This window comes from Polynucleobacter sp. GWA2_45_21 (genome assembly GCF_001830325.1).
In the GTDB taxonomy this organism is placed as follows: domain Bacteria; phylum Pseudomonadota; class Gammaproteobacteria; order Burkholderiales; family Burkholderiaceae; genus Polynucleobacter.
Window position 1 is genome coordinate 88038 of sequence record NZ_MHZG01000011.1, and the last position, 21407, is coordinate 109444.

General features: G+C 45.2%; 18 protein-coding genes. 1 reads left to right on the plus strand and 17 read right to left on the minus strand.

Going from position 1 to position 21407, the window contains the following annotated elements; translation table 11 throughout:
- Positions 1-2 precede the first annotated feature (2 nt).
- The 6 genes from A2X74_RS08640 to A2X74_RS08665 are packed head-to-tail and all read right to left on the minus strand — an operon-like array spanning position 3 to position 7992.
- Positions 3-1427, minus strand: coding sequence for a UbiD family decarboxylase (locus A2X74_RS08640; RefSeq protein WP_293626937.1), 1425 nt, complete (start codon positions 1425-1427; stop codon positions 3-5).
- Between the two features lie 32 nt (positions 1428-1459).
- The gene (locus A2X74_RS08645) at positions 1460-3142 is read right to left on the minus strand and encodes a thiamine pyrophosphate-binding protein (protein WP_293626935.1); all 1683 of its coding nucleotides are present in this window, start codon (positions 3140-3142) and stop codon (positions 1460-1462) included.
- A 24-nt stretch (positions 3143-3166) separates the two neighbouring features.
- Complete coding sequence (locus A2X74_RS08650; protein WP_293626933.1) at positions 3167-4318, minus strand: alpha-hydroxy acid oxidase; 1152 nt, start codon at positions 4316-4318, stop codon at positions 3167-3169.
- 6 nt (positions 4319-4324) lie between these two features.
- Positions 4325-5308 (minus strand): tripartite tricarboxylate transporter substrate binding protein, encoded by a 984-nt coding sequence (locus tag A2X74_RS08655; protein WP_293626931.1) that lies wholly within the window; start codon positions 5306-5308, stop codon positions 4325-4327.
- 29 nt (positions 5309-5337) lie between these two features.
- On the minus strand, positions 5338-6792 hold the full coding sequence (locus A2X74_RS08660) for an aldehyde dehydrogenase family protein (protein ID WP_293626930.1): 1455 nt from the start codon (positions 6790-6792) through the stop codon (positions 5338-5340).
- A gap of 21 nt (positions 6793-6813) precedes the next feature.
- Positions 6814-7992, minus strand: coding sequence for a mandelate racemase/muconate lactonizing enzyme family protein (locus A2X74_RS08665; protein ID WP_293626928.1), 1179 nt, complete (start codon positions 7990-7992; stop codon positions 6814-6816).
- A gap of 101 nt (positions 7993-8093) precedes the next feature.
- Between A2X74_RS08665 and A2X74_RS08670 the strand changes: the two genes are divergently transcribed.
- Positions 8094-8987 (plus strand): LysR family transcriptional regulator, encoded by an 894-nt coding sequence (locus A2X74_RS08670; RefSeq protein WP_293626926.1) that lies wholly within the window; start codon positions 8094-8096, stop codon positions 8985-8987.
- A 22-nt stretch (positions 8988-9009) separates the two neighbouring features.
- On the opposite strand, the gene A2X74_RS08675 is transcribed toward A2X74_RS08670, so the two are convergent.
- The 11 genes from A2X74_RS08675 to A2X74_RS08725 form a co-directional block, all read right to left on the minus strand.
- Positions 9010-9996: a tripartite tricarboxylate transporter substrate binding protein gene (locus A2X74_RS08675; RefSeq protein ID WP_293626924.1), complete on the minus strand. Its 987-nt coding sequence runs from the start codon at positions 9994-9996 to the stop codon at positions 9010-9012.
- 14 nt (positions 9997-10010) lie between these two features.
- Positions 10011-10721 carry an ABC transporter ATP-binding protein gene (locus A2X74_RS08680; RefSeq protein WP_293626922.1) on the minus strand — a complete coding sequence of 237 codons (711 nt, stop codon included), beginning with the start codon at positions 10719-10721 and terminating at the stop codon, positions 10011-10013.
- Positions 10718-11476, minus strand: coding sequence for an ABC transporter ATP-binding protein (locus tag A2X74_RS08685; protein WP_293626920.1), 759 nt, complete (start codon positions 11474-11476; stop codon positions 10718-10720). The genes A2X74_RS08680 and A2X74_RS08685 overlap by 4 nt, the downstream gene beginning before the upstream one ends.
- The gene (locus A2X74_RS08690; protein ID WP_293626918.1) at positions 11469-12461 is read right to left on the minus strand and encodes a branched-chain amino acid ABC transporter permease; all 993 of its coding nucleotides are present in this window, start codon (positions 12459-12461) and stop codon (positions 11469-11471) included. Before A2X74_RS08690 ends, A2X74_RS08685 begins: the two co-directional genes overlap by 8 nt.
- The gene (locus A2X74_RS08695) at positions 12454-13338 is read right to left on the minus strand and encodes a branched-chain amino acid ABC transporter permease (RefSeq protein WP_293626916.1); all 885 of its coding nucleotides are present in this window, start codon (positions 13336-13338) and stop codon (positions 12454-12456) included. The genes A2X74_RS08690 and A2X74_RS08695 overlap by 8 nt, the downstream gene beginning before the upstream one ends.
- An 88-nt stretch (positions 13339-13426) precedes the next feature.
- Positions 13427-14611: an ABC transporter substrate-binding protein gene (locus A2X74_RS08700; RefSeq protein ID WP_293626914.1), complete on the minus strand. Its 1185-nt coding sequence runs from the start codon at positions 14609-14611 to the stop codon at positions 13427-13429.
- Positions 14612-14630: 19 nt separating this feature from the next.
- Positions 14631-15440, minus strand: a complete 810-nt coding sequence (locus A2X74_RS08705; RefSeq protein ID WP_293626912.1) for an enoyl-CoA hydratase/isomerase family protein — start codon at positions 15438-15440, stop codon at positions 14631-14633.
- Between the two features lie 19 nt (positions 15441-15459).
- On the minus strand, positions 15460-16995 hold the full coding sequence (locus A2X74_RS08710) for an AMP-binding protein (RefSeq protein ID WP_293626910.1): 1536 nt from the start codon (positions 16993-16995) through the stop codon (positions 15460-15462).
- Positions 16988-17482 carry a (2Fe-2S)-binding protein gene (locus A2X74_RS08715; RefSeq protein ID WP_293626908.1) on the minus strand — a complete coding sequence of 165 codons (495 nt, stop codon included), beginning with the start codon at positions 17480-17482 and terminating at the stop codon, positions 16988-16990. Before A2X74_RS08715 ends, A2X74_RS08710 begins: the two co-directional genes overlap by 8 nt.
- Positions 17479-18318 carry an FAD binding domain-containing protein gene (locus tag A2X74_RS08720; protein ID WP_299765322.1) on the minus strand — a complete coding sequence of 280 codons (840 nt, stop codon included), beginning with the start codon at positions 18316-18318 and terminating at the stop codon, positions 17479-17481. The genes A2X74_RS08715 and A2X74_RS08720 overlap by 4 nt, the downstream gene beginning before the upstream one ends.
- Positions 18315-21302 carry a molybdopterin cofactor-binding domain-containing protein gene (locus tag A2X74_RS08725; protein ID WP_293626906.1) on the minus strand — a complete coding sequence of 996 codons (2988 nt, stop codon included), beginning with the start codon at positions 21300-21302 and terminating at the stop codon, positions 18315-18317. The genes A2X74_RS08720 and A2X74_RS08725 overlap by 4 nt, the downstream gene beginning before the upstream one ends.
- Positions 21303-21407: the final 105 nt, after the last annotated feature.

Below are 21407 nucleotides of genomic sequence, written 5' to 3' on the forward strand. Positions count from 1 at the left end.
CCTTACTTGTCATTCAGAAAAGATTCGATAGAAACACTGGGGTCGAGAACCTGATTCAAATCGACTGATTCTTCACCCGGTATCCTCACCTTTGTAAAGACATGTCCTTCATAAGTGAGCGGCTTAGTGGCATCAAAACCCACCTTAGAGCTCATGCCTTGATAGGACATAGGAATCACACCATCAGCATCCACTGGCAAACCAACAGTTGTAGAAGGATCAAGCACAGAGCCCTGAGCATCATGTATGACCACTAAATCGCGCTTGGCCTGAAAGCGAGTTGCAATGGCCCATTCAACTTGGGCTGGGTCATGCACATCAACATCCTCATCAACGACTATCACATGCTTAACATCGTAATGCGAGCTAAACGCACCCAGGATGACATTCTTTGGCATACCCTCATGGGTTTTCTTAATCTGCACGTATAGATGGTATCGGCCAACGCCTCCCAGAGAAAGATGCACATCACGAACGCTCGGGAAGCTTCGCTTTAGGTGAGAAAGAATGGTGGATTCTCGAGGTATCGAACCTAACAGTAAATGCTCTAATTCGGCCGGAATGATCGTATGGAATATTGGATCCTTTCGATGCGTAACAGCGTCAACAACAATCACTTGGCGCTTTTCTTGAGAACTATAGTATTTAGGAAACTCACCAAATGGCCCCTCGATTTCGCGAACATTTGGAGGGATGTGTCCTTCAATCACGATTTCAGCGTTTGCAGGAACCAATACATCATTCGTTAGGCATGAGATAACATCCAAAGGCTTTCCATGAAGAGCACCAGCAATCTCGAGTTCATCAGAATCGATTGGTGCAATTGCCTGAGATGCAAGTAATGTTAGTGGATCGACACCAATCACTACGGCAACTGGTAAAGACTGATTCATCTCTTCAGCTGCTTGCTGAAAGGCATGCAAATGGCGGGGCAAAATCAATACTGCCATCCGGTCTTTTGAATTAACCTGTATACGATTAATAGATACGTTTTGAACACCAGTTTTTGGGTTTTTTGCAATCACTAAACCTGCAGTAATGTAAGGACCGCTGTCATGCTCGCTATGCGTTGGGACTGGCAGCAGCACTCTTAAATCAAAGTCTTTATGGACGATTTGCTGGCATGGTGCATCTTTGACGATATGACAAGGTAACGGATTGTCGGCAGCCGCTCTAAAAGAGTCCAAAAGTTGCCCTTCTTCAACGCCCATCGCTTCGGCAATCCAAGATCTAGAAGACATAAATCCAGATACAACGGGAATGGCATGACCATCAGGCGCCGGGAAAAGCACTCCGCTCTCACCGTCTAACTTTTTAGCAATGGCGGCAAGTTGATGCTTCAACACAATATTCTTTTGAGTGGCAACCAGTCGATTTGTTTGGGCCAATTGCTTAAGCCAAGATCTGAGTTCGGTATATTTTTTCATAGATATTTACATTATGGAGTCGTTAAAAGCGCTTAAACACTAGCCCCTCGGAGGTCTTGTACTGTTAAGCGCGGAGTTAAGGCGTTAGGATCAGTCAGTACTTCAATGAGCGCAGGCTTATTTGATGCAAGTGCACGCTTAAATGCGGCCTCAAAATCTTTTGCGTCAGAAATACTTTCTGCATAAGCGCCGTATGATTTTGCGAGATCCACAAAATGTGGATTATTCAGACTTGTTGCCCAGACATTTCCTGGGTAATGCCGTTCCTGGTGCATGCGAATGCTGCCATACATATTATTATTCACCACGATCACAATGATATTTGCTCCGTATTGAACGGCTGTCGCAAGTTCTTGACCCGTCATCAAAAAACAGCCATCACCCGCAAAACACACCGCTGTTCGAGATGGGTAAAGTAGCTTTGCAGCGATTGCCGCTGGCAATCCGTAGCCCATCGTTCCGCTAGTTGGAGCTAATTGCGTACGTAAGCCGCGATACTGATAGAAACGCTGAACCCATAATGTGTAATTTCCAGCACCGTTAGTAATAATGGAGTCTGCAGGCAACATTTCCCTGAGAGATTTCATAATCTCACTTAAATTTGCACCTTCAGCAGATGCAACAGGATTAAGAGTCTCTAGATAATCTTCCCTAGCTGAAGCAAGACAAGATATTCTTTCAGTATTACCAGAATTCAGCGCTTCAATCGAGGAAACGGCGGCCGCAAAATTCTTTGGCGTTGCATTAATGGATAGTTGTGCCTGATAAATTTTCCCTAGCTCAAGTGGATCAGCATGCACATGAATGAGTTTCTGAGTAGGTCTTGGAATATTTAATAGCGTATAGCCGTTGGTAGTTGTTTCGCCTAGGCGAGCACCGACACATAAAATTAAATCAGCTTCACTAATTCTCTTGGTCAGCTTTGGATTCATACCCAAACCTGCTTCACCAACATAATTAACGTGCTGGTTATCGACAATATCTTGACGCCTAAATGCGCATGCAATAGGGAGGTTAAGGCGCTCAGCAAAACCGCTAATCTGATCACTTGACGCAGTATCCCAGCCACTACCGCCCAAAATCATGATGGGATTTTTTGAATTTGCAATCAATTGAACGGCTGTTGCAATATCGGCATCCAATGGAGCGGCCCCTGATGGCTGATATCTTTTCAAGTCTACGCTGTCAGTCAGTTCTGAAAGCATATCCTCGGGTAGCGCCAAGACTACCGGACCAGGTCTACCAGATGTAGCAATGCTATAGGCCCGCGAAATCATTTCAGGCAATCGCTTCACATCATCGATCTGATCAACCCACTTTGCGATATCACCAAACATTTTTTTATAGTCAATTTCTTGCCAAGCCTCCCTACCAAGCGTAGCTCTTTCCACTTGGCCAATAAATAAAATCATTGGCGTTGAATCCTGTCTAGCCGTATGAACTGCGATGCTGCCATTAGTAGCACCAGGACCTCTAGTCACAAAAAATACACCAGGCTCACCGGTTAATTTTCCATAAGCTTCGGCCATATTGCCAGCGCCGCTTTCATGCCTACAGACAACCGTTTGAATCTTTTCTCTCGATAAGTACAGCGCATCAATTACGGGCAGAAAGCTCTCTCCAGGCACACAATAAATTGTTTTAGTGCCATTAGCGATCAGCGCATCCACCAGAATCTGGCCGCCACTTTTCTTTATATTTTCTTTATTGATCATAAAAAGCTTTATTTAGAAATATAGTTAATTAACAGGGGTTATATAAGAGGAATCAAGAGATTTTGAGTGGGGGCAACCCAGTAAAGCCAAATCAACATCCACCTCACTCTTAATAATATTCAAAGCGCGTAGGACACCCCTCTCACCACCTGCACCTAGGCCATACAATGCTGGGCGACCGATAAAAACACATTTGGCACCCAAAGCCAAAGTCTTCAATACATCTGTACCTCTACGAATACCGCCATCCAGCATTACCGTCAAATTAGGGGCGGACTCGATAATTTCCGGCAGCACATCAAGCGAAGCAACAGCACCATCAAGCTGTCTACCGCCATGGTTAGAAACAATAATTCCATCAACTCCAATTTTTTCTGCTTGTAATGCATCTTCAGGCCTCAATAAACCCTTGAGAACAAGCTTTCCAGTCCAGGCCTTGCGAATCTTTGCAACCTCATCCCAAGTCATGGCCGCCCTACCCGAGCGGTGATCACCTTTGACGACATTAACAATAGGGGCTCCGCGCTCAGCCGTGAAATTTTCAAAATGCGGAATTCCTTTTAGTAATAAGGTTCGCAAGAATACATTCATCACCCAGCGCGGCCTCAATATTCCGCCAATGAGTAATTTCAGATTAGGTCTAAGGGGTAATGAAAACCCATTTCTCAACTCATTTTCACGCGTAGAAGCAAGCTGAACATCTACCGTAATGACTAACACTTTCACCTTAGCACGCTCCAAACGCGCAAGCAATGGCGTAATGACATCAAAATTGGCCGGAATATATGCCTGATACCAAGCATTTGGGTACAGCGTCATGACCCGCTCCAATGGAACAGTGGATGCTGCGCTCAGAATGAAGGGGGAGCCAACACTCTTTGCAGCATTTGCCAAGGCGAGATCACCCTCAAATTCGCACAAACTAGAGACGCCCATTGGGCTGATGCCAAAAGGCAATTCAAACCGCTCGCCAAAAATTTCTACAGAAAGATCCCGTTGCGACACGTTAACCAAAGGATGAGTAAGAAAAGCCCACTTTGAAAATGCACGTCTATTAGCTAATACGGTAGCCTGATCTTCGGAGCCACCGTCGATGTATCCAAAAATACTAGCCGGCAAACGCTTTTGGGCGAGCAAGCGCAAATCAGAAATGGAGAGAGCGGCAGCAATACCCATTAGCAATTACTCCGCTTTAATTCCAGATTTAGAAATGACGGAACTCCATTTTGCGTCCTGAGCTTTATTGAATTTTGCGAAGTCGTCTATAGAGCCGCCCAAAATAAATACGCCAGCAGCGGCAAAATTATCTTTTACATCGTCACTCTTTAAAGCCTTATTTAATTCAGCATTCAGTTTTTGCAATATAGGTGCAGGCACATTTGCCGGTGCAAATATCCCATACCAAACTGAAACATCAAAGCCTGGATATCCTTGTTCAGCAATAGTTGGAATATTTGGGGCGCTAGCGACTCGTTTAGCAGAGGTGATTCCTAGTGCGCGCATTTTTCCAGCCTTAACATGTGGCATCGCATTGGGGAAGTTATCAAACATTACATCTACATGACCACCCAGCAAATCCGTCACCATAGGGGCGCTTCCCTTATAGTTAATCTGAGTCACATAAATGCCAGCGATACTTTTAAGATACTCCATCGATAAAGCTTGCGAAGTTCCCGCGCCAGATGCTGCGTAATTTAGTTTTCCAGGATTTGCTTTTGCATATGCAACGAACTCCTGAAGCGTCTTAAATGGGGAATCCTCCCTTACGAGGAGAACATTAGGTGTTTCGCCACCAAGAATCACTGGGGTCAAATCTTTTTTTGTATCGTATGGAAGTTTAGCAAGCAAAAACTGATTTACTGTTAACGGAAATCCATTCACTACCAAGGTATAACCATCTGGGGCAGACTTTGCGGCCGCATCAGTCCCGATAACAGTGCCGCCACCAGGCTTGTTCTCGACTACAACCGGTTGACCCATTGAAGCCTGTAATTTTCTAGCAAAAATTCTTGCCATTGCATCATTAAACGCACCCGGAGCATAAGGAACAATAATTTTGATTGTCTTATCCGGATAGTTGGCAGTCGACTGCGCGAAAGCAGCGAAGGAAGCTCCAAATATTGAGGCCAATACAAGTAGATGCCAAATATTTTTAATAATTTTCATACTGTAACTCCAATAATTTATAAAAAACACTACTGTTTAAGAACGCCAACGTTTTGGTAAATATGTTTAATCTCTTGAAAATCAATCAATGCATCATACCCATGCAATCGCCCTAGTCCGCTCTGACGATAGCCGCCTGTTTCAGCCTCAGCAATGAGCTTGTTGTGATCATTAATCCATACCGTACCATTCTTCAGGGCTCTAGCCACACGCATCGATCGAGCTCCATCGCTCGTCCATACGCTAGCCGACAAACCAAAAATAGAATCATTTGCTCGCATTACCGCATCAGATTCATCAGCAAATTTTTCGATCACCACTAGGGGGCCAAAAATCTCTTCCTGAATGAAGCTGGCCTTGCAATCCTCATGGGCTAGCAAAGTCGGCGTCAAGAATGCACCATCTTCAGCGCAAGTTACTCTGGTTGAGCCCTTCACCACGACCTCATCTGCCAAAGCCATAGCCTCTTCAATACGCTTGCCGACTAAATTGGCGCTTTCCACATCAATCATCGGACCCATTTGAATGCCATCCTCAAATCCAGATCCAACGCGGATATTTTTTAACCTAGACGCAAGAGCCAGTTTGAATTCTTCATAACAACTAGCGTGAACCAACACCCTTCTTGCGGCTGTGCACTGCTGTCCCGAAATAATCGTTGCCGCATTGGCAAGATGCGATGCGACGCTAGCAATATCGATATCTGGAAACACTAAACAAGCTGACTTACCGCCCAACTCAAGCGATAATTTTTTCATCGTTGGCGCTGCGGCAGACATAATCTTTTGACCAGTAATATTGGAGCCTGTAAAACTCAATACAGCCACCTCGGGTGAGGCTGTCAAATAAGAAGCTGCTTCAAATGACTCCTCGCTGACTATATTGACAGCACCAGGTTGAAATCCCTCTACAGATATCAACTCTTGAATAATGGCCGCAGTAATTAAAGTTGTTTGTGGTGCCGGCTTAATGACGGCGGTGCAACCAGTAGCCAGCGCTGGCGCAAGAGAGCGAATAAGCAAAACTGCTGGGGCATTCCATGGCACGATAATGCCAACAACTCCAGCAGGCTCTTTTAGTATCGTGGAGAACACGCCAGGCTCTACCTCAAACACATGTCCAGGCATGTATCTACTGAGGCCAGCGTAATAGCGTATCTCTGAAATAGCGGCAGCCATTTCACCGCGCGACTGGGCGATGACCTTGCCATTTTCTCGCGTCAATAGAACCGCCAAGGACTCCAAGTTTTGCTCAAGACGATCCGCCCAGCGCATCAAAACCATCTGCCTCAAACGGGGGTTTTGCGACCATTGCGGATTCTCAAATGCGACGTTTGCGGCATCTACTGCATTTTTGGCATCTGCAGCGGATGAATCCGAAAATCGCCCAATCACCTGACCATTTAGTGGGTCGCGGGAAGTGGAAAATTTTCCAGTCGCAGATGCTTGCCACGAGCCATTGATCAGATTAAGTGCTGTAATCATCGTTAATAGTCTTTAGCCAGCTTATGCATATGCGGGACCCTCAATAACCGGGTGCGACTTTATAAAATCCTCGTTCACTTCAACACCAATTCCCGGAAGATCCAAAGGTCTTACACAGCCATTCACATCTAAACTAAAAGGAGTGCTGACTAATTCATCCCTAAATAGATTTTCCTTAGATACATCCGCCTCGAAGTACCCACCTTGTTCAATGGATGAAATGAAATGAATTGTTGCGGCCATATTAATTCCAGTCATGGAGGTATGTGGATGGGTTGGCAATTTGTAAGCGGACCCCAAGGCAGCGATCCGCAAGGCCTCGGTAAGGCCACCCGTTTTTGACAGGTCTGGCTGAAGAATATTAACGACCCGATCATCCACCAACCGATTAAATTCGAAGCGCGTGTAATGATTCTCACCAGCCGCAAATGCAATCTTGCCAAAACTTCTAGCTAATTCATACTGGCGATAATCATGCGCTGGAAAGGGCTCTTCCAGCCACCCCAAACCCAATTCATCCAAGGCCGGAATAATGGCTCTTGCATCATCTAATGAGTATGCGCAATTGGCATCGCCCAAGATCTCCACTTGAGATCCAAATTCCTTACGAACAGCCGTAATCCTACTCAAATCATGGTGAACGCTCTCGCCCAATCTTAATTTAATCGCCTTATATCCAGACTCAATTAATACTCGAGCTTCTTCAACTAATTTTTCTGGTTCCTGCCACCCTAACGCAACACCACCGGCATATGCGGGAATGCTTTTGGAAGCTCCACCGAGCAATTTATAAAGCGGCCACCCCACTGCCTTGGCCCTAATATCCCAAAGCGCCATATCAATACCGCTCATCGCAATCGCGCAACCCGCACCAATCCCCATGGCGGCTAATTGCTTGGAATAAATATCTTTCCATATGCCAACAACATTGCTGGCATCTTTACCCACTACCATAGGCCTTAATGCATGGTTAATGAAATGGGCAATGCTTGATGGCGCCCTTCCATGATGGGACTCTCCCCACCCATAAAGACCAGATGCAGTTGTCACCTTAACCACAACAGCATCTCGCTTTAAAGCCTGGCCCACACCCAAGCGAACGCTATTTTTTGGTGATACTGGGAAAGAAATTGCCCAGGCTTTTACGTCGGAAATCTCCAAATCCGAGTTGCTGTGCTCGCCATGCTGTCTCAAGTGCATATCCTTACTATTTTTATGCTGTCAGTGTATGGATTTAGTGGTATCAAATCAATTAATACTTATTTATACTACCCATCACTTAAAATGATGGATAAAACGCAATGGAATTTAAGCAAATACAGTACTTCGCCTGCCTATACGAAGAAGGTACTGTCACCCGTGCGGCAAACAGATTAAACATTGTTCAACCCGCCCTGAGCACACAAATTAAGAACCTCGAAGGATCCATTGGTGAATTATTGTTCACAAGAAGCTCCCAAGGTATGCATCCCACCCCTGCGGGACGAAGAATGTATCAGTTATTTCAACCGCTCCTAGAAGAGTTTGAACGCTCGAAAAATCAGGTGATCAACTCCCATGCCGAACTATCGGGGAATATTCGAATTGGCGTTATTTCATCCATTGCCGAGAGCATATTGGCAAAAGTGGTGAATGAATTCACAGCAAAACACCCTAGAGTGAGTCTTTCCATCACAGAGGGATTTAGCGAGGCATTATGCGATCTAGTCGCCGGCGGACAGCTTGAAGCCGCAATCATTAATAGACCACGAACCAGATTGACATTACGAAACGATCTCATGCTAGATGAAGAAATAGTACTCGTCAGTGGGGCAAAAGCGAACATTGACAAGGAAAATTTAACACTCAAAAAAGTATTAGGCTTAAAGATGGTATTGCCGACTAAGCAGCACGGCTTACGGAAGATTTTGGACAGCATTACCTCTTCAGAAAATCTAGAGTTATCCCCAGTTCATGAGATTGACTCAATCAATGCAATTATGCAATTGGTAGAAATCAGCGATTACGTAACGTTATTACCGCAACTTGCCTTGAAGGGGGTTAATAGAGCGAAATGGTTGATTAATAGCATTCATTCTCCCACCCTCACTCGCCAGATATCCTGCGTATCACACCCGCGACGACCGCTCAATGCAGCCGTCGCAAGCTTCATAGAAATATGCACGCGATTATCAATTGAAACCCATGCAAAGTAATGGCCTTCAAACCAATAGCAAGTTACTCTGGTGTAATGCCTGATTGAGCAACAACCTTTTTCCAGATTTCCATTTGCTTCTTAATAAAGATTTCAAATTGTGCGCTAGTTCCACCATCAGGAACAACGCCCTGCTCCTGAAATGTTTTTTTGATGTCTTCCTGCTTCAAGATTAAATTTATTTGTTTATTTAACTTATCCACAACTGCAGGAGGTGTTCCAGCTGGAACAACAAATCCATGCCAAGAGGATGCCTCATAACCTTTAACGCCAGACTCATTAATCGTAGGAACTTCTGGCATTAACGAAGATCTAGATTCAGTAGCAATGGCAATAGGTCTAATTTTTCCAGACTGGAGGAATGGGCGTACATGGGGATATGCATCAAAAGCAACCTCTACTTGCCCTCCAGCCAAGTCAGTGAGTAATGGTGTGCTGCCTTTATAAGGCACCTGAGTAAGACTTGTACCAGACATACTCTCGAATAACACCATTGATAAATGGTTGGAAGATCCCGGCCCTGAAGACCCATAATTGACCGAGCCTGGCTTTGCTTTAGCTAAAGCTAGTAAATCACCAGTTGTTTTAATCGGAGAGTTGGAATTGACAACCAAGACCATCGGGGACCTACCGGCCAAAATGACTGGAACAAAGGCCTTTAGCGTGTCATATGGCAGCGACTTATATAAATAGGGGTTGGCTGCAAATGGAAACTGCGCAACCAAAATCGTATAGCCATCTGGAGCAGACTTGGCAACAAAATTACTGCCAATAACCGTTCCAGCCCCTGGTTTGTTCTCAACTAAAACTGTCTTTCCCCAAGCATCACTGAGTTTTTTTCCTACAATGCGACCCAGTGTGTCGTTAAAGCCACCTGGAGGATACGGGACAACAATCGTAATTGGCTTATCGGGATAGGAATCTGCGCTTTGGGCGTAAACACCGCTCACAGATGAAAAAATCATCCCACACATTAATGACAGAATACCGAGCTTTAGATTGATTTTCATGCTATCTCCTTCAGTTATACACTGACTTTTTTAATTAAATTTTCACGTTCGTTTTCATTCTTTGAATTACCTTCAAGCACAACTTGACCTCGCTCAACTACATAATGTCTATCGCATAAATGAATAGCCTTATGAATGTTTTGCTCTATCAATAAGATAGCGATGCCTTGTGACTTGAGCTCCTCCATTAATTTGAAGATCTCGACAACCACCATAGGCGCGAGACCCTCTGTAGGCTCGTCAATTAAGAGTAATTTTGGCTTACCAACTAAAACGCGACCCATCGCCAACATCTGTTGCTCGCCGCCAGAAAGCGTCGTACCAGCTTGATGACGCCTCTCACCTAGCCTAGGAAAGCGTTCAAAAACTTGCTCAATACGCTCCTTAGCCGCATCACGGCCACTTGAAGGAACCTGCATTAATCCAAGCTTCAGATTGTCTTCGACACTTAAACCAGGAAAAATACGGCGATCCTCGGGTACCAAACCTAAACCAAGACGGGTAATTTCATTTGCTGGAAGTAAATCAATTTTGGCTCCATCAAAAACAATTTCACCTTTTGAGGGCTTATGCCAGCCTGCTATCGTTTTAACAATAGTAGTTTTACCGACACCATTTCTACCAAAAAGGCCTACTGTTTCACCAGCTTGAATGGTCAAATTAACGCCTTGCAATACATGGGAGAGTCCCAGGTTTACATGGACATCTTTCATCTGCAGAATCATGCGAGCTCCTCGCCAAAATAGGCGGCCTGAACTAAGGGATTTTTACGAACTTCAGCGGGAGTACCCTCAGCCAATTTTCGCCCCTGAGCCATGACAAACACTGTTTTAGACAGATCCATTACAAGATCAACATCATGCTCAATCAACAACACGGTTGTATTAAGGCCAACACGTTTTATCAAATCCGCGGTTTCATGGGTATCCACCTGAGACATCCCTTGGGTAGGCTCATCCAATAACAGTAATTTTGGTTTGGTGGCTAAAGTAACGGCAATTTCAAGACGCCTTTGCTGACCATGGGATAAAGCACCTGCCAGCTGATCACGTGACTCCTCTAAACCAAATTCTTCAAGAAGCTCATTTGCCCTTTTGAGAGCAATTTCGCTTTTTCCTAAAGGTAAATATAAGTGTGAACGTGGCTCAAGAACCTGACTGGCAATTCTCAAATTGTCCATCACCGTCAAATCAAAAAATAAATTGGTGATCTGAAAAGACCTAGCCATTCCACAGAATAACCGACCCTCTGGGCTAAGACGGGTTACATCTACGCCATCAATATGAACAGCGCCATTATCTGGAAGAAAGGTTCCGCTCAATAAATTAAAGAGTGTGCTTTTACCCGCCCCATTCGGACCAATAATTGAAGTGACACCGAGTTTCTGAACGGCTATGGAAACCTCATCCACAGCAATTAAGCCTCCGAATCGTTTGCTTAGACCTTTTGCTTCAAGAATGATGGAATGCGCGTTATTCATGCTTTCCCTCTTCTTTTTTAGCATCGACTTTATTCATACGGGTCACAATTAAACCAATCAAGCCCTTAGGCGCTGAAATAACAATAGCCACAAAAATAAGTCCAATCACAATATGGTGGTGGGAAGTCCAGGTGCCAATGACAGACTTAAAGGAGGTGAGCAAGACGCTTCCTAAAATAGGTCCAATCAATGTGCCTACACCACCAAGTACAACAGTAACAACGGCATTTCCCGAGACGCTAAAGAACATTAGTTCGGGAGAAACAAAACCTCTGAGCATAGGATAAAGAGCGCCAGATACAGCGGCAACTACTGCGGCCAAGATAAATGCAACTTGTTTTGGCCCTTTTGATTTATACCCAATATAGGCAAGCCTATTCTCATTAGACTGAATAGCCAGCCAAAGTGAGCCTGTTGGTGTTGATAGGAAATATTTCAAGATGCCATACAAGATAGAAATCGTTAATAAACAAATCAGGAAAAATATACCTGGATGAGACGTATCAATCAGACCAAAAGGAGTCCAAATTTGGAGAATGGGAACCCCCATCATGCCGTCAGATGCCCCAAGGCTGCGCGTGTTGTACACAACCTTTGCCGCTACTTGCGCCAAGCCAAAGGTAATCAATGCGAAGTACACTCCTTTTGACCTTAATGCAATGAAGCTAGCCACCCAGCCTAAGATGGCCGAGGCGATAGTCACAATTAAAATTGCTAGAGCGAATGAAGATGCGAGCTCTTTCAGTATCAGTGCGGATAAATAAGCACCAAATCCAAAATACAGCGCCTGTCCCAGAGATAGAAGTCCTACAACGCCCAGCAATAGATCAACAGAGAGTGCTAGTCCACCAAAGATGAGTGACTCTGTAGCCAGTCTTAGGAAGAAAGTATCGCCAAGATAAGTACCAACAATAAATAAAGCTGCAGCCGAACCAAGCAGCACTAACTCCACCAGTCGAATAGCGCGCGCTTTCGTATTAAGCATTTTTCATCCCCCCATACAATCCGGCGGGTTTAAACATGAGCACCAAGACCATGACAGAAAAAACCAAAGGGTCCGACCAAACTGGTGAAATAAACAGTGAGGAGATCGATTGCAGTTGAGTTAATAGAAGGCCAGCAACGACAGCACCCTTAATACTTCCGAGACCACCCACAATCACCACGCTAAATGCCATCAAAATAAAATCTCGGCCCATCGTTGGGAAAACAGAATAAATCGGCGCAAGCAAAACCCCAGCTAGGCCAGCTAGCGCAATTCCAAATGCAAATGTGAGTGCATAGACCCTCATTACCGGAATACCTAGAGATGAACTCATCTCTTTATCGTAAGCAGCCGCCCTCACAATCGCTCCGATTTGGGTTTTATAAATCACAGCCCAAACACAAAAAATTAATATCGCACCAAATCCCATCAGAAATAGGCGATAGTTTGGAAACATCACCCCAAGAAACTCACTAGCCCCAGAAATCGGCGCAGATGGCTTAATTGGGTTTGCTCCCCAAATAATCTTATAGGCATCTTCCAGCACCATTGCAACGCCAAACGTCAACAAGAGCGTCAGAATATGACGATCTTTGTAATGAAATACTTTTTGGATTAAGAGCCTTTCCATGGCAAACCCAATGGGAATTAATAGCAAAGGAACTAAAAGTAGACACAACCAAAAGGAAATTCCCATCGCCATCAGAGTCACACTAATAAATGCTCCGGCAGCGTAAAACTCACCATGAGACATATTGATCACGTCAAGCAAACCAAAAATGATGGTCAAACCGAGGGCCATTAATATGACGGCCACACCTATCGAAAGACCATTAATCACTTGTGGCGTGTAGATGTACTGTAAGGCTTCAAGCATAGAAAACCAATCGCATATTTAAAATCAAATACTTATAAACCCCCATGCTCAAGCTTCATCTCAAGCATGGGGTTGATACGCAAATAAATTAGAAGCGTGTGCAAGCATCAGGACCAATTGCCTGATCAGATGCCACTTTTCCAACAATATTGAATTCACCATTCTCAACGCGTACAGCAAACATATCCTGCATAGCTTGATGGTCTCCAGCACGCATCTTCTTTGCGCCTTGTGGAGTCTGCCAAGTTAAATCATTCATAGCAGTACGCACCTTATCGGTCTCAGTAGATTTTGCTTTTTCAACAGCTGCCTTATAGAAGTACAGCAAACCATAAGAATCAGCGCCGTAGAGATCAGGCAGTTTGTTATAGGCCTTCTGGAAGTCAGCAACAAATTTCTTATTAGCCGGGTTATCCAATTTTGGAGAATAACCAACACCAGTAACAAAGCCGTTAGCCGACTTACCAATCGCTCCCATATTTTGGGAAGTAACAGTGCCCGAAGCGCCCACAACGGTAACGCCCTTATTAACACCGTATTCTTCCATCTGACTAAATAGACGGACAGTATCGTTACCAGCTACTGAAGTATAGATAACATTAGGCTTAGCGGCGCGAACTTGTCCAAAATATGGTGAATAGTCTTTGTTATCCAATGGCGCAAATACCTCACCAACATCTTTAGCTCCCTTTTCAGTTGAAGCCTTCTTAAATGCAGCTACGGTACTGCGACCCATTTCATAATCAGGCCCGATGAAGAAAATATTAGCTTTTGGAATCTCTTTATCAACCCAAGCCGCCAAAGCTGCAGATTGCATACCTGCGCGTGCGTTAACTCGAAATACGTTAGGAGAGCACTTATCACCCGTAATTGAGTCAGCAAAAGAAACTGTAGTGGCAATCAGTTTATTGTTGCGCTCTGCCAGCTGACCAACAGCCAGTGTTGATCCAGAATTGACAGTACCAGTTAAAAAATCCACCTTTTCAACTTGAAACAGCTTTTCAGCTTTTTGAGTCGCGACAGCGGGATTAGCCTCTTCATCTTCATAGATAAGGTTAATTTTTCGGCCATTAATACCACCCGCAGCATTAATCTCCTTGGCTGCCAAATCTAAACCCATTTTGACTTGCTCACCAATTGGGGTATATGTCCCGGAAAGTGGAGTTACTACGCCAATTTTGATTGGGCCAGACTGGGCCATCGCAATTGACATACCAAAACTTAGGGCTGCAGCAATAGCAATTTTTTTAGCTTTAAATTCATTTTGCATCATTCATGTCTCCAGTGAAAAATTAACGACCAACAAATTTGGGTTGACGCTTTCCGTGGAAAGCTTCTACCCCTTCTTTAAAATCTTCAGAGTTACGCAAACGGCTATAACAATGACCCTCCACTTCAATTGCTGTTGTTAACAAACAATCTTCAGTCTCATTCAACATTTTCTTAGCGATTCTTTGGGCCATTGGCGAGAAGGCTCTCAACTCGTCAACTAACTTTGAGACGGCCTGCGCCAACTCAGCATCAGGGACACACTCTGTTGCAACCCCCCACTCGTAAGCCTGCTGACCCTTAATCCTTCGAGAACGCATCACGATATCTTTAGTTCTGGTAATGCCAACCATTTTCTGCAAGCGTGCGGAACCACCAGAGCCTGGAATTTGACCTAGTTTTTGCTCTGGGAGTGCATACAAAGTAGATTCGGCAGCAATCCGGAAATCGCATGCAAGCGAAATCTCAAAGCCGACGCCAAAGCAATAGCCATGATTAGCTGCAATCACTGGCTTCGTACAGCGCGCAGGAGCAGCAATATTCCAAGCTAATTTAGAGACGTGCTCTGGTGTAGCCTCCAAGAATCCCTTAATGTCGCCACCGCTTGAGAAATGCTCACCTTCGGCTCGCAACACAATGATTCGCACACGATCATCGGCATCCAAAGCTTCAAATGTCGCACGCAACTGATCTCTTTGTGGCATTTGGATGACGTTAAATGGCGGGCGCTTGAGAACAATATCAGCCCTTTCATGGTCAGCATCAATCTCAACATAAAAGCCATCGAGATTATCCAGAATATTGCTAAAGGGGTGTTTTAAAGCTGTTGTCATAAGGTCTTTCTAGTAAAAATTAAACACTTTCATATTCGCCGGCCACTAATTTACGTCGCAATACTTTTCCCACGGGCGATTTGGGAATTTCTTTTACAAATATATATTCTCTTGGGCGCTTAAAATTCACCAAGTCAGAACCTCGGCAATAATCGTCTAGCGATTTTGAATCAACTGATGCAGCAGTCTTAATAAATGCAACTACCTTTTGTCCCAGGCGATCATCCTTGAGGCCTGCCACAGCAACCTCGCTCACCGAGGGATGCAAAGAAAGTATGGATTCGATTTCTACCGGAGAGATATTTTCTCCACCAGAAATAATCATGTCATCGACTCGCCCCGTAACAAAAAGCTCGCCAGACTCATCGAAATAACCGGTATCCCCCGTGAAATACCATCCATTCCGTATCGATTTCTGATCTGCATCAGGGCGCTTCCAATATCCTTCGAAGGCTTCATCCCCACATAGATCGCAAATAATTTGACCCTCTTCATTTGGGGTAGCCAAATCCGTTGGAGCAGTCACTTGAGAACCTGCATCTAGTTTCACGACGCGAATACGCGCGTTAATGCCGGCCCTGCCTGTCGAGCCAGGCTTAGCAACAGCACTTTGGTTAATCGTATAGGTGTAGATCTCACTAGATCCATAGTGATTCACAAATAATTCAGGAGAAAATGCTTTATCTAATTTCAATAAAAGTGCGTCATGCATCGGAGCACCAGCGAAGCCAAGTTTTCTAACGGAGGAGACGCGCGATGGACTGAAATTTTTTGATTCCAGCATATCGTGATACAGAGTGGGAACGAGGTATAAATGCGTGACCTTTTCTGCCTCAATTGAATCGATCGCTTTTTCAACATCCCAGCGTGGAACAGCAACATAAGTTCCATTCACTATGCAAAGTGAAAGCAATGTGCGAACTCCCATCGTATGGTAGAGCGGCATCACACCAAGAGTGACCTCACCCATGGCATATTGATTTTGAGCGACATGGGCGACTCCAGCCGCCCGCTCTGCTCGTTGCTTCCGAGGAACCCCTTTTGGCTTGCCTGTAGTTCCCGAGGTAAATAGCATCACAGAGATATCTTCAACATGCCCATCAGGGGTAGGTTCGCCGACCTCCTCCATCAAGCTATCAAAATAGACGTGAGTACTTGAAGAGGCTGTATCCGTACATAGAACAACGGGGATTGATTTGCTAGTCTCGGAGTCCAGGTAATTTTGTAGCGAAATTTCCTCCACAAAAGCGAGCTTTACATCAGAATTTTGAGCGCAATAGTCAATTTCTTCAGGCTTTGAACGCCAGTTAAGAGGAACCACAGCGATGCCGGACATCTGACAAGCCCAATGAATGGTTGCCGCTTCGTAACGATTTTGCAAAATAGTTAATATGCGATCACCGCGAGTGAGTCCTCTTTTATAGAAAGACTTCTGCAGCGCACCAATACAATTAGCCCATTCACGGTAAGTTAACCTACGATCACCATCCACGATGGCCAGCCGATCAGGCTCACGCTCAACAGCCTGTAAAAATGTCCTGCCTAAATCAAGCATGGGTATCTCCAATCGCATTTCTTCTTTGTTCGGCAACTTCTAGAACAGCCTCAACGATGCCAACATAACCGGTACATCGACATAAGTTCCCAGATAAACCCTCTCTCACCTCTGAATCCGAGGGGGAGGTATTTTTTTGGAGCAGATCCTCTGCCGCCATTAAAAAACCGGGGGTGCAAAATCCGCACTGCAAGGCATGATGCTTTTTAAAGGCAGCCTGCAAATCCGATAATTCACCAGCCTGTGCAATGCCTTCAACAGTTTTAACGCTTGCTCCATTTGCCTGGCAAGCGAACATCAAACATGAGCGCACAATTTGGCCATTTACCTCAACCGTGCATGCGCCACACACACCGTGCTCACAGCCTGCATGAGTGCCCGTCAATCCAAGATCGTGACGCACGAAATCAAGTAATGCGGTGCGGTCCTCACACTTTGCCGCTCTCTCGATACCATTGATGGTTAAGTGAATCGATTGCTCTGTCATGATTGGTATTCGCCCTCAAATTCAAATGCTTGTTTTGCTGCTCGAGCCCCCATAGAGCGCATCAGATGCCTCCTCAAACCTGAAGTAGCGGTAGGATCTTCGCGCACTTCAATTGTGCTGGCTAATTTATTAATATGTTCATTAACTTCAGCCAGCGAACTAGCTTCGATACGGGATACTTTGACGGTATCATCCACACCACCAAATCCAATCGTCCAGGATTTACCATTTCTGACTACGGCTACCGCTACAACAGCGAAATCACCATGCCTATAGCCATATTCAGCAAAACCAAAACCTGTCCCTGCTGATTGAATCGGAAATTCAACAGATACAATCAACTCATTCGACTCACGACTAGTCTGAAGAGCGCCAAGAAAGAAATCGGCAGCCTTAACTCTTCGTTCCCGCTTTTTACAGGCAAGCGTGACAGATCCGCCGAGAGTCATGAGCGCTAAAACCATCTCAGCGCTTGGATCAGCATGCGCGATAGATCCACATACAGTGCCACGATTACGAATTGGGGAGTGCGCCACCCATGGAAACATCATCTTTAATAATGGCTGCGTGATTGCTAGTAGATCCCACCCCTCTAGTGTCGACTGAGTTACACCCGCTCCAACACGCAGGGACCCTTTCGTTACATTAAATTGATGCAACTCTTGAGTAAGAGATAAATCAATTAAATGGGCAGGGCTAGCAACACGCATAGCCAACATGGGTACCAAAGTTTGACCGCCGGCTAGAATGCGGGCATCCTCACCATGCAACTCTAATAAATCCAAAATTTCTCTTATCGAACTTGGTCGATGCATTTGAAAGGCGGCTGATTTCACTTTTTTAACCCCAATACAGATAAGAGTTGAGTGAATAAGCTCATCAATGCATTCTGCCCGCCTTGGGCTCCAGCTTCTTTAGCCAAGGCGCGAAATAACTGATCTAGAACCAAGCGAATTGCGCCTTCTAATAAACGACTACCAATTGCAGATAACTTTCCGGAGACTTGGGCTTGATAGTCATAATGCAACAGTGTTTCACCATCGATCGCCTCTAGGCGCACACCACCCATTCCAAGGGCCATGCCTAAGGGACCCCTTCCCTCGCCTCCCAATGAAAAGCTAGTGGGTCTTACGATATCGGTCAAATCAATTTTTGCGTTAAAGCGTGCTTTTGCAACACCAATTCTGACAACGGCTACACAATCAAATCGAATTCCATTCTGAATGGATGACTCTTTAATAGACTCACAACCAGGAATGACATTCTTCAAACGATTTTGATCCAAGAGAACAGCAAAAATTTCTTCTGGGACAACCTTTAATCTAATCTGGCCCTGCGCCCTAAGTGGGTAGTCATGGTTGACCTTCAATGCGGATGATGTTGTGGGCTCAATATCTTTTATTAACTTACCTTGAGATACGAGTAGCGCATGAATTCGACTTGGCGTTGCGGGCAGGACAATATCTTCGACCCCAAGAGCATCAGCAATTGCATTGGCAATACATACCGGAGTACTCATGCTGTTACCCTCGCCAATTCCCTTTGCCCCCATTGGAGTAAAGGGGCTTGGGGACTCTTGATGGTAAATTTTTGGAGGAATAATCTCACTTGCTGTTGGTAAACGATAGTCAGCAAAAGTACCCGATAAGAAATTACCATCACTACCGTATACAAACTCCTCGAATAAGGCCGCACCTACCGCTTGCGAATACGCGCCATATATCTGACCATCCGCAAGCAATGGATTAAGAATTTTTCCAGCATCATGAACGGTGATGTACTCATCAACCTTAGCAAAGCAGGTATCAGGGTCAATTTCAATACCACAAACATCAAGCGCAAATCCGTATGCGGCAGATGTATTAATACGGTCATTTCCATCTGGAGCATGAAGTACATCGGGACTCCAGAATGAGGTTTCTTGTAACGCTAGAGTAACGTCTTTACCAAGGGCCTCTTGAACAAGGCCTGGCGACCAATGGAAATTTCCGCAGACTCTTGAAAACGGTATCGACCCTTCGCTTTGACCTACGAAGGATATGTGGCCATTCGCAAACAGCAATTGATCTGCATTGACTTTAAGGACATGGGCAGCATAAGCGGCTATACGTGCTTTTAATTTTTCAGCCGCCAAAAATACCGTCCCTGCTACCGCGCCAGCAAAACGACTGGAGTAATTCCCTGCCGCAATCGACCATGCATCCTTGGCGGTATCAAAATCCACGTTGACCTGTATTTGCGCAGGAGTAAGACCAAAAACATCGGCTAAAAGTTGGGCAATTACAGTTTGGTGGCCTTGACCAGCGGGTGCAGATGCAATATTGGCGGCGACATTGCCTGATGGATCAACACTGACTGTCGCCGATGTAATTGCCCCATTTTTAGGTCCGGATTTTGCCCTTTGCTCTGGAGTCAATACGGTGGTGATATATCCCATATTGGATACGGATGGTTCAACAATGGATGCAACACCGATGCCATAGTGACGACCATTTTTTCTTGCCTCATCGCGACGCGCTATTAATCTTTGATATTCAGGCGAAGACTTTACGGTAGCAAGCGCTTGTTGATAGTCTCCTGAGTCGAGCAATGCCCCTGCAGCAGCTTGATATGGAAACTGATTTTTCTCTACGTAATTGAGTGCCGCAATCTCTAGGTGGGATTTGCCAAGCCGTTTAGCAATCTGATGAACTAGTCGCTCTAGTGCAAAATACACCTGAGGACCTCCAAAGCCCCGCACCAGTCCAGTGGGGGTTTTGTTAATCAATACCACTCGATTACGAATTTTTACATTCTCAATCTGATATGGGCCAGTAACGCAACCGTGCATTCGGTATAGTGTTGCCGGCTCAGGAGCTCTAAGATATGCACCGCAATCTTCAATTTGGTCGTAATCTAGAGCGAGAATCTTTCCATCAGAATCAACTGCCGCCCGTAAATGGGTATGACGTGCCGTTGCAGAGGTGGCAGCCTGCAAATGCTCTAAACGATCCTCAATAAATTTAACAGGAGCACCCGCTTTTCGAGAGGCCAGACAGGAGAGAATAATGTAAGGTAAAACCGATTGCTTCACTCCAAAGCTACCCCCTGAATCAGGAGGCACATGATGGCGTAATTTTGTTCCTGGAATTTTTAATGCGGCAGCCATCACTACGTGAAGTGAAAATGGCCCCATAAAATTTGAGCTCACCTCATAAGAGGAATCACTAGCGCGCCACTGCGCAATCACCCCGCCCGTCTCCATCGGAGTGCATGAGTTACGAGGATAGCGAATATCAACCTCAATTACATGATTGGCCTGTGAAAAGGCTTTATCTGGATCCCCATAATGAAATGAGCGGTCCGAGACGCAATTACTACCCATATCCGCATGCAAAATTACCGCGTCATCCATTAAGGCCGCATCTACATCGACCACGGCTGGGAGCGGCTGTATATTTACTTGAACTTTTTCAGCACCATCCTCAGCCAAGGCCCTCGATTCAGCAATGACAACAGCAATGGGCTCACCAACATAACGAACAAATTGATCAGCCAAAACCCATTGGCGCATTGGCGTCTTAACTGCAACCACCAATGGATTGGACCAAGACTGTACGTCTTCGATTGTCAAGACAGCGCGCACTCCGGCTATCTCCAAAGCCTCATGGATATCTACCGATAGAATTTTTCCATGCGCAATGGGCGAACGAACGATGGCAGCGTAAAGCGTGCCAATCGGTAAAGGTAAATCATCGAGGTAGCGGCCAGCACCAGTCAAAAGCGCAGCATCCTCTACGCGCTCATGGGGTCTACCTAAATGGATCGAAGTTTGAGTCAATACCGTCTTTCAGAAAATGGAATACTTCTAAACCTGAAAGAAGAGTAATGAACTGTTGCCGCGTGCGCTTACCTTAGAGTCGGATCACTTACCCCAGAGTCTGAT

Excerpts from the sequence above, each read along its gene's own strand:
- A2X74_RS08655 (WP_293626931.1), bottom strand. The coding sequence starts at position 5,308 with ATGAAAATTATTAAAAATATTTGGCATCTACTTGTATTGGCCTCAATA.
- A2X74_RS08690 (WP_293626918.1), bottom strand. The coding sequence starts at position 12,461 with ATGCTTAATACGAAAGCGCGCGCTATTCGACTGGTGGAGTTAGTGCTG.
- A2X74_RS08700 (WP_293626914.1), bottom strand. The coding sequence starts at position 14,611 with ATGATGCAAAATGAATTTAAAGCTAAAAAAATTGCTATTGCTGCAGCC.
- A2X74_RS08660 (WP_293626930.1), bottom strand. The coding sequence starts at position 6,792 with ATGATTACAGCACTTAATCTGATCAATGGCTCGTGGCAAGCATCTGCG.
- A2X74_RS08670 (WP_293626926.1), top strand. The coding sequence starts at position 8,094 with ATGGAATTTAAGCAAATACAGTACTTCGCCTGCCTATACGAAGAAGGT.
- A2X74_RS08650 (WP_293626933.1), bottom strand. The coding sequence starts at position 4,318 with ATGGGTATTGCTGCCGCTCTCTCCATTTCTGATTTGCGCTTGCTCGCC.
- A2X74_RS08710 (WP_293626910.1), bottom strand. The coding sequence starts at position 16,995 with ATGCTTGATTTAGGCAGGACATTTTTACAGGCTGTTGAGCGTGAGCCT.
- A2X74_RS08675 (WP_293626924.1), bottom strand. The coding sequence starts at position 9,996 with ATGAAAATCAATCTAAAGCTCGGTATTCTGTCATTAATGTGTGGGATG.
- A2X74_RS08685 (WP_293626920.1), bottom strand. The coding sequence starts at position 11,476 with ATGAATAACGCGCATTCCATCATTCTTGAAGCAAAAGGTCTAAGCAAA.
- A2X74_RS08645 (WP_293626935.1), bottom strand. The coding sequence starts at position 3,142 with ATGATCAATAAAGAAAATATAAAGAAAAGTGGCGGCCAGATTCTGGTG.
- A2X74_RS08640 (WP_293626937.1), bottom strand. The coding sequence starts at position 1,427 with ATGAAAAAATATACCGAACTCAGATCTTGGCTTAAGCAATTGGCCCAA.
- A2X74_RS08705 (WP_293626912.1), bottom strand. The coding sequence starts at position 15,440 with ATGACAACAGCTTTAAAACACCCCTTTAGCAATATTCTGGATAATCTC.
- A2X74_RS08665 (WP_293626928.1), bottom strand. The coding sequence starts at position 7,992 with ATGCACTTGAGACAGCATGGCGAGCACAGCAACTCGGATTTGGAGATT.
- A2X74_RS08715 (WP_293626908.1), bottom strand. The coding sequence starts at position 17,482 with ATGACAGAGCAATCGATTCACTTAACCATCAATGGTATCGAGAGAGCG.
- A2X74_RS08680 (WP_293626922.1), bottom strand. The coding sequence starts at position 10,721 with ATGATTCTGCAGATGAAAGATGTCCATGTAAACCTGGGACTCTCCCAT.
- A2X74_RS08695 (WP_293626916.1), bottom strand. The coding sequence starts at position 13,338 with ATGCTTGAAGCCTTACAGTACATCTACACGCCACAAGTGATTAATGGT.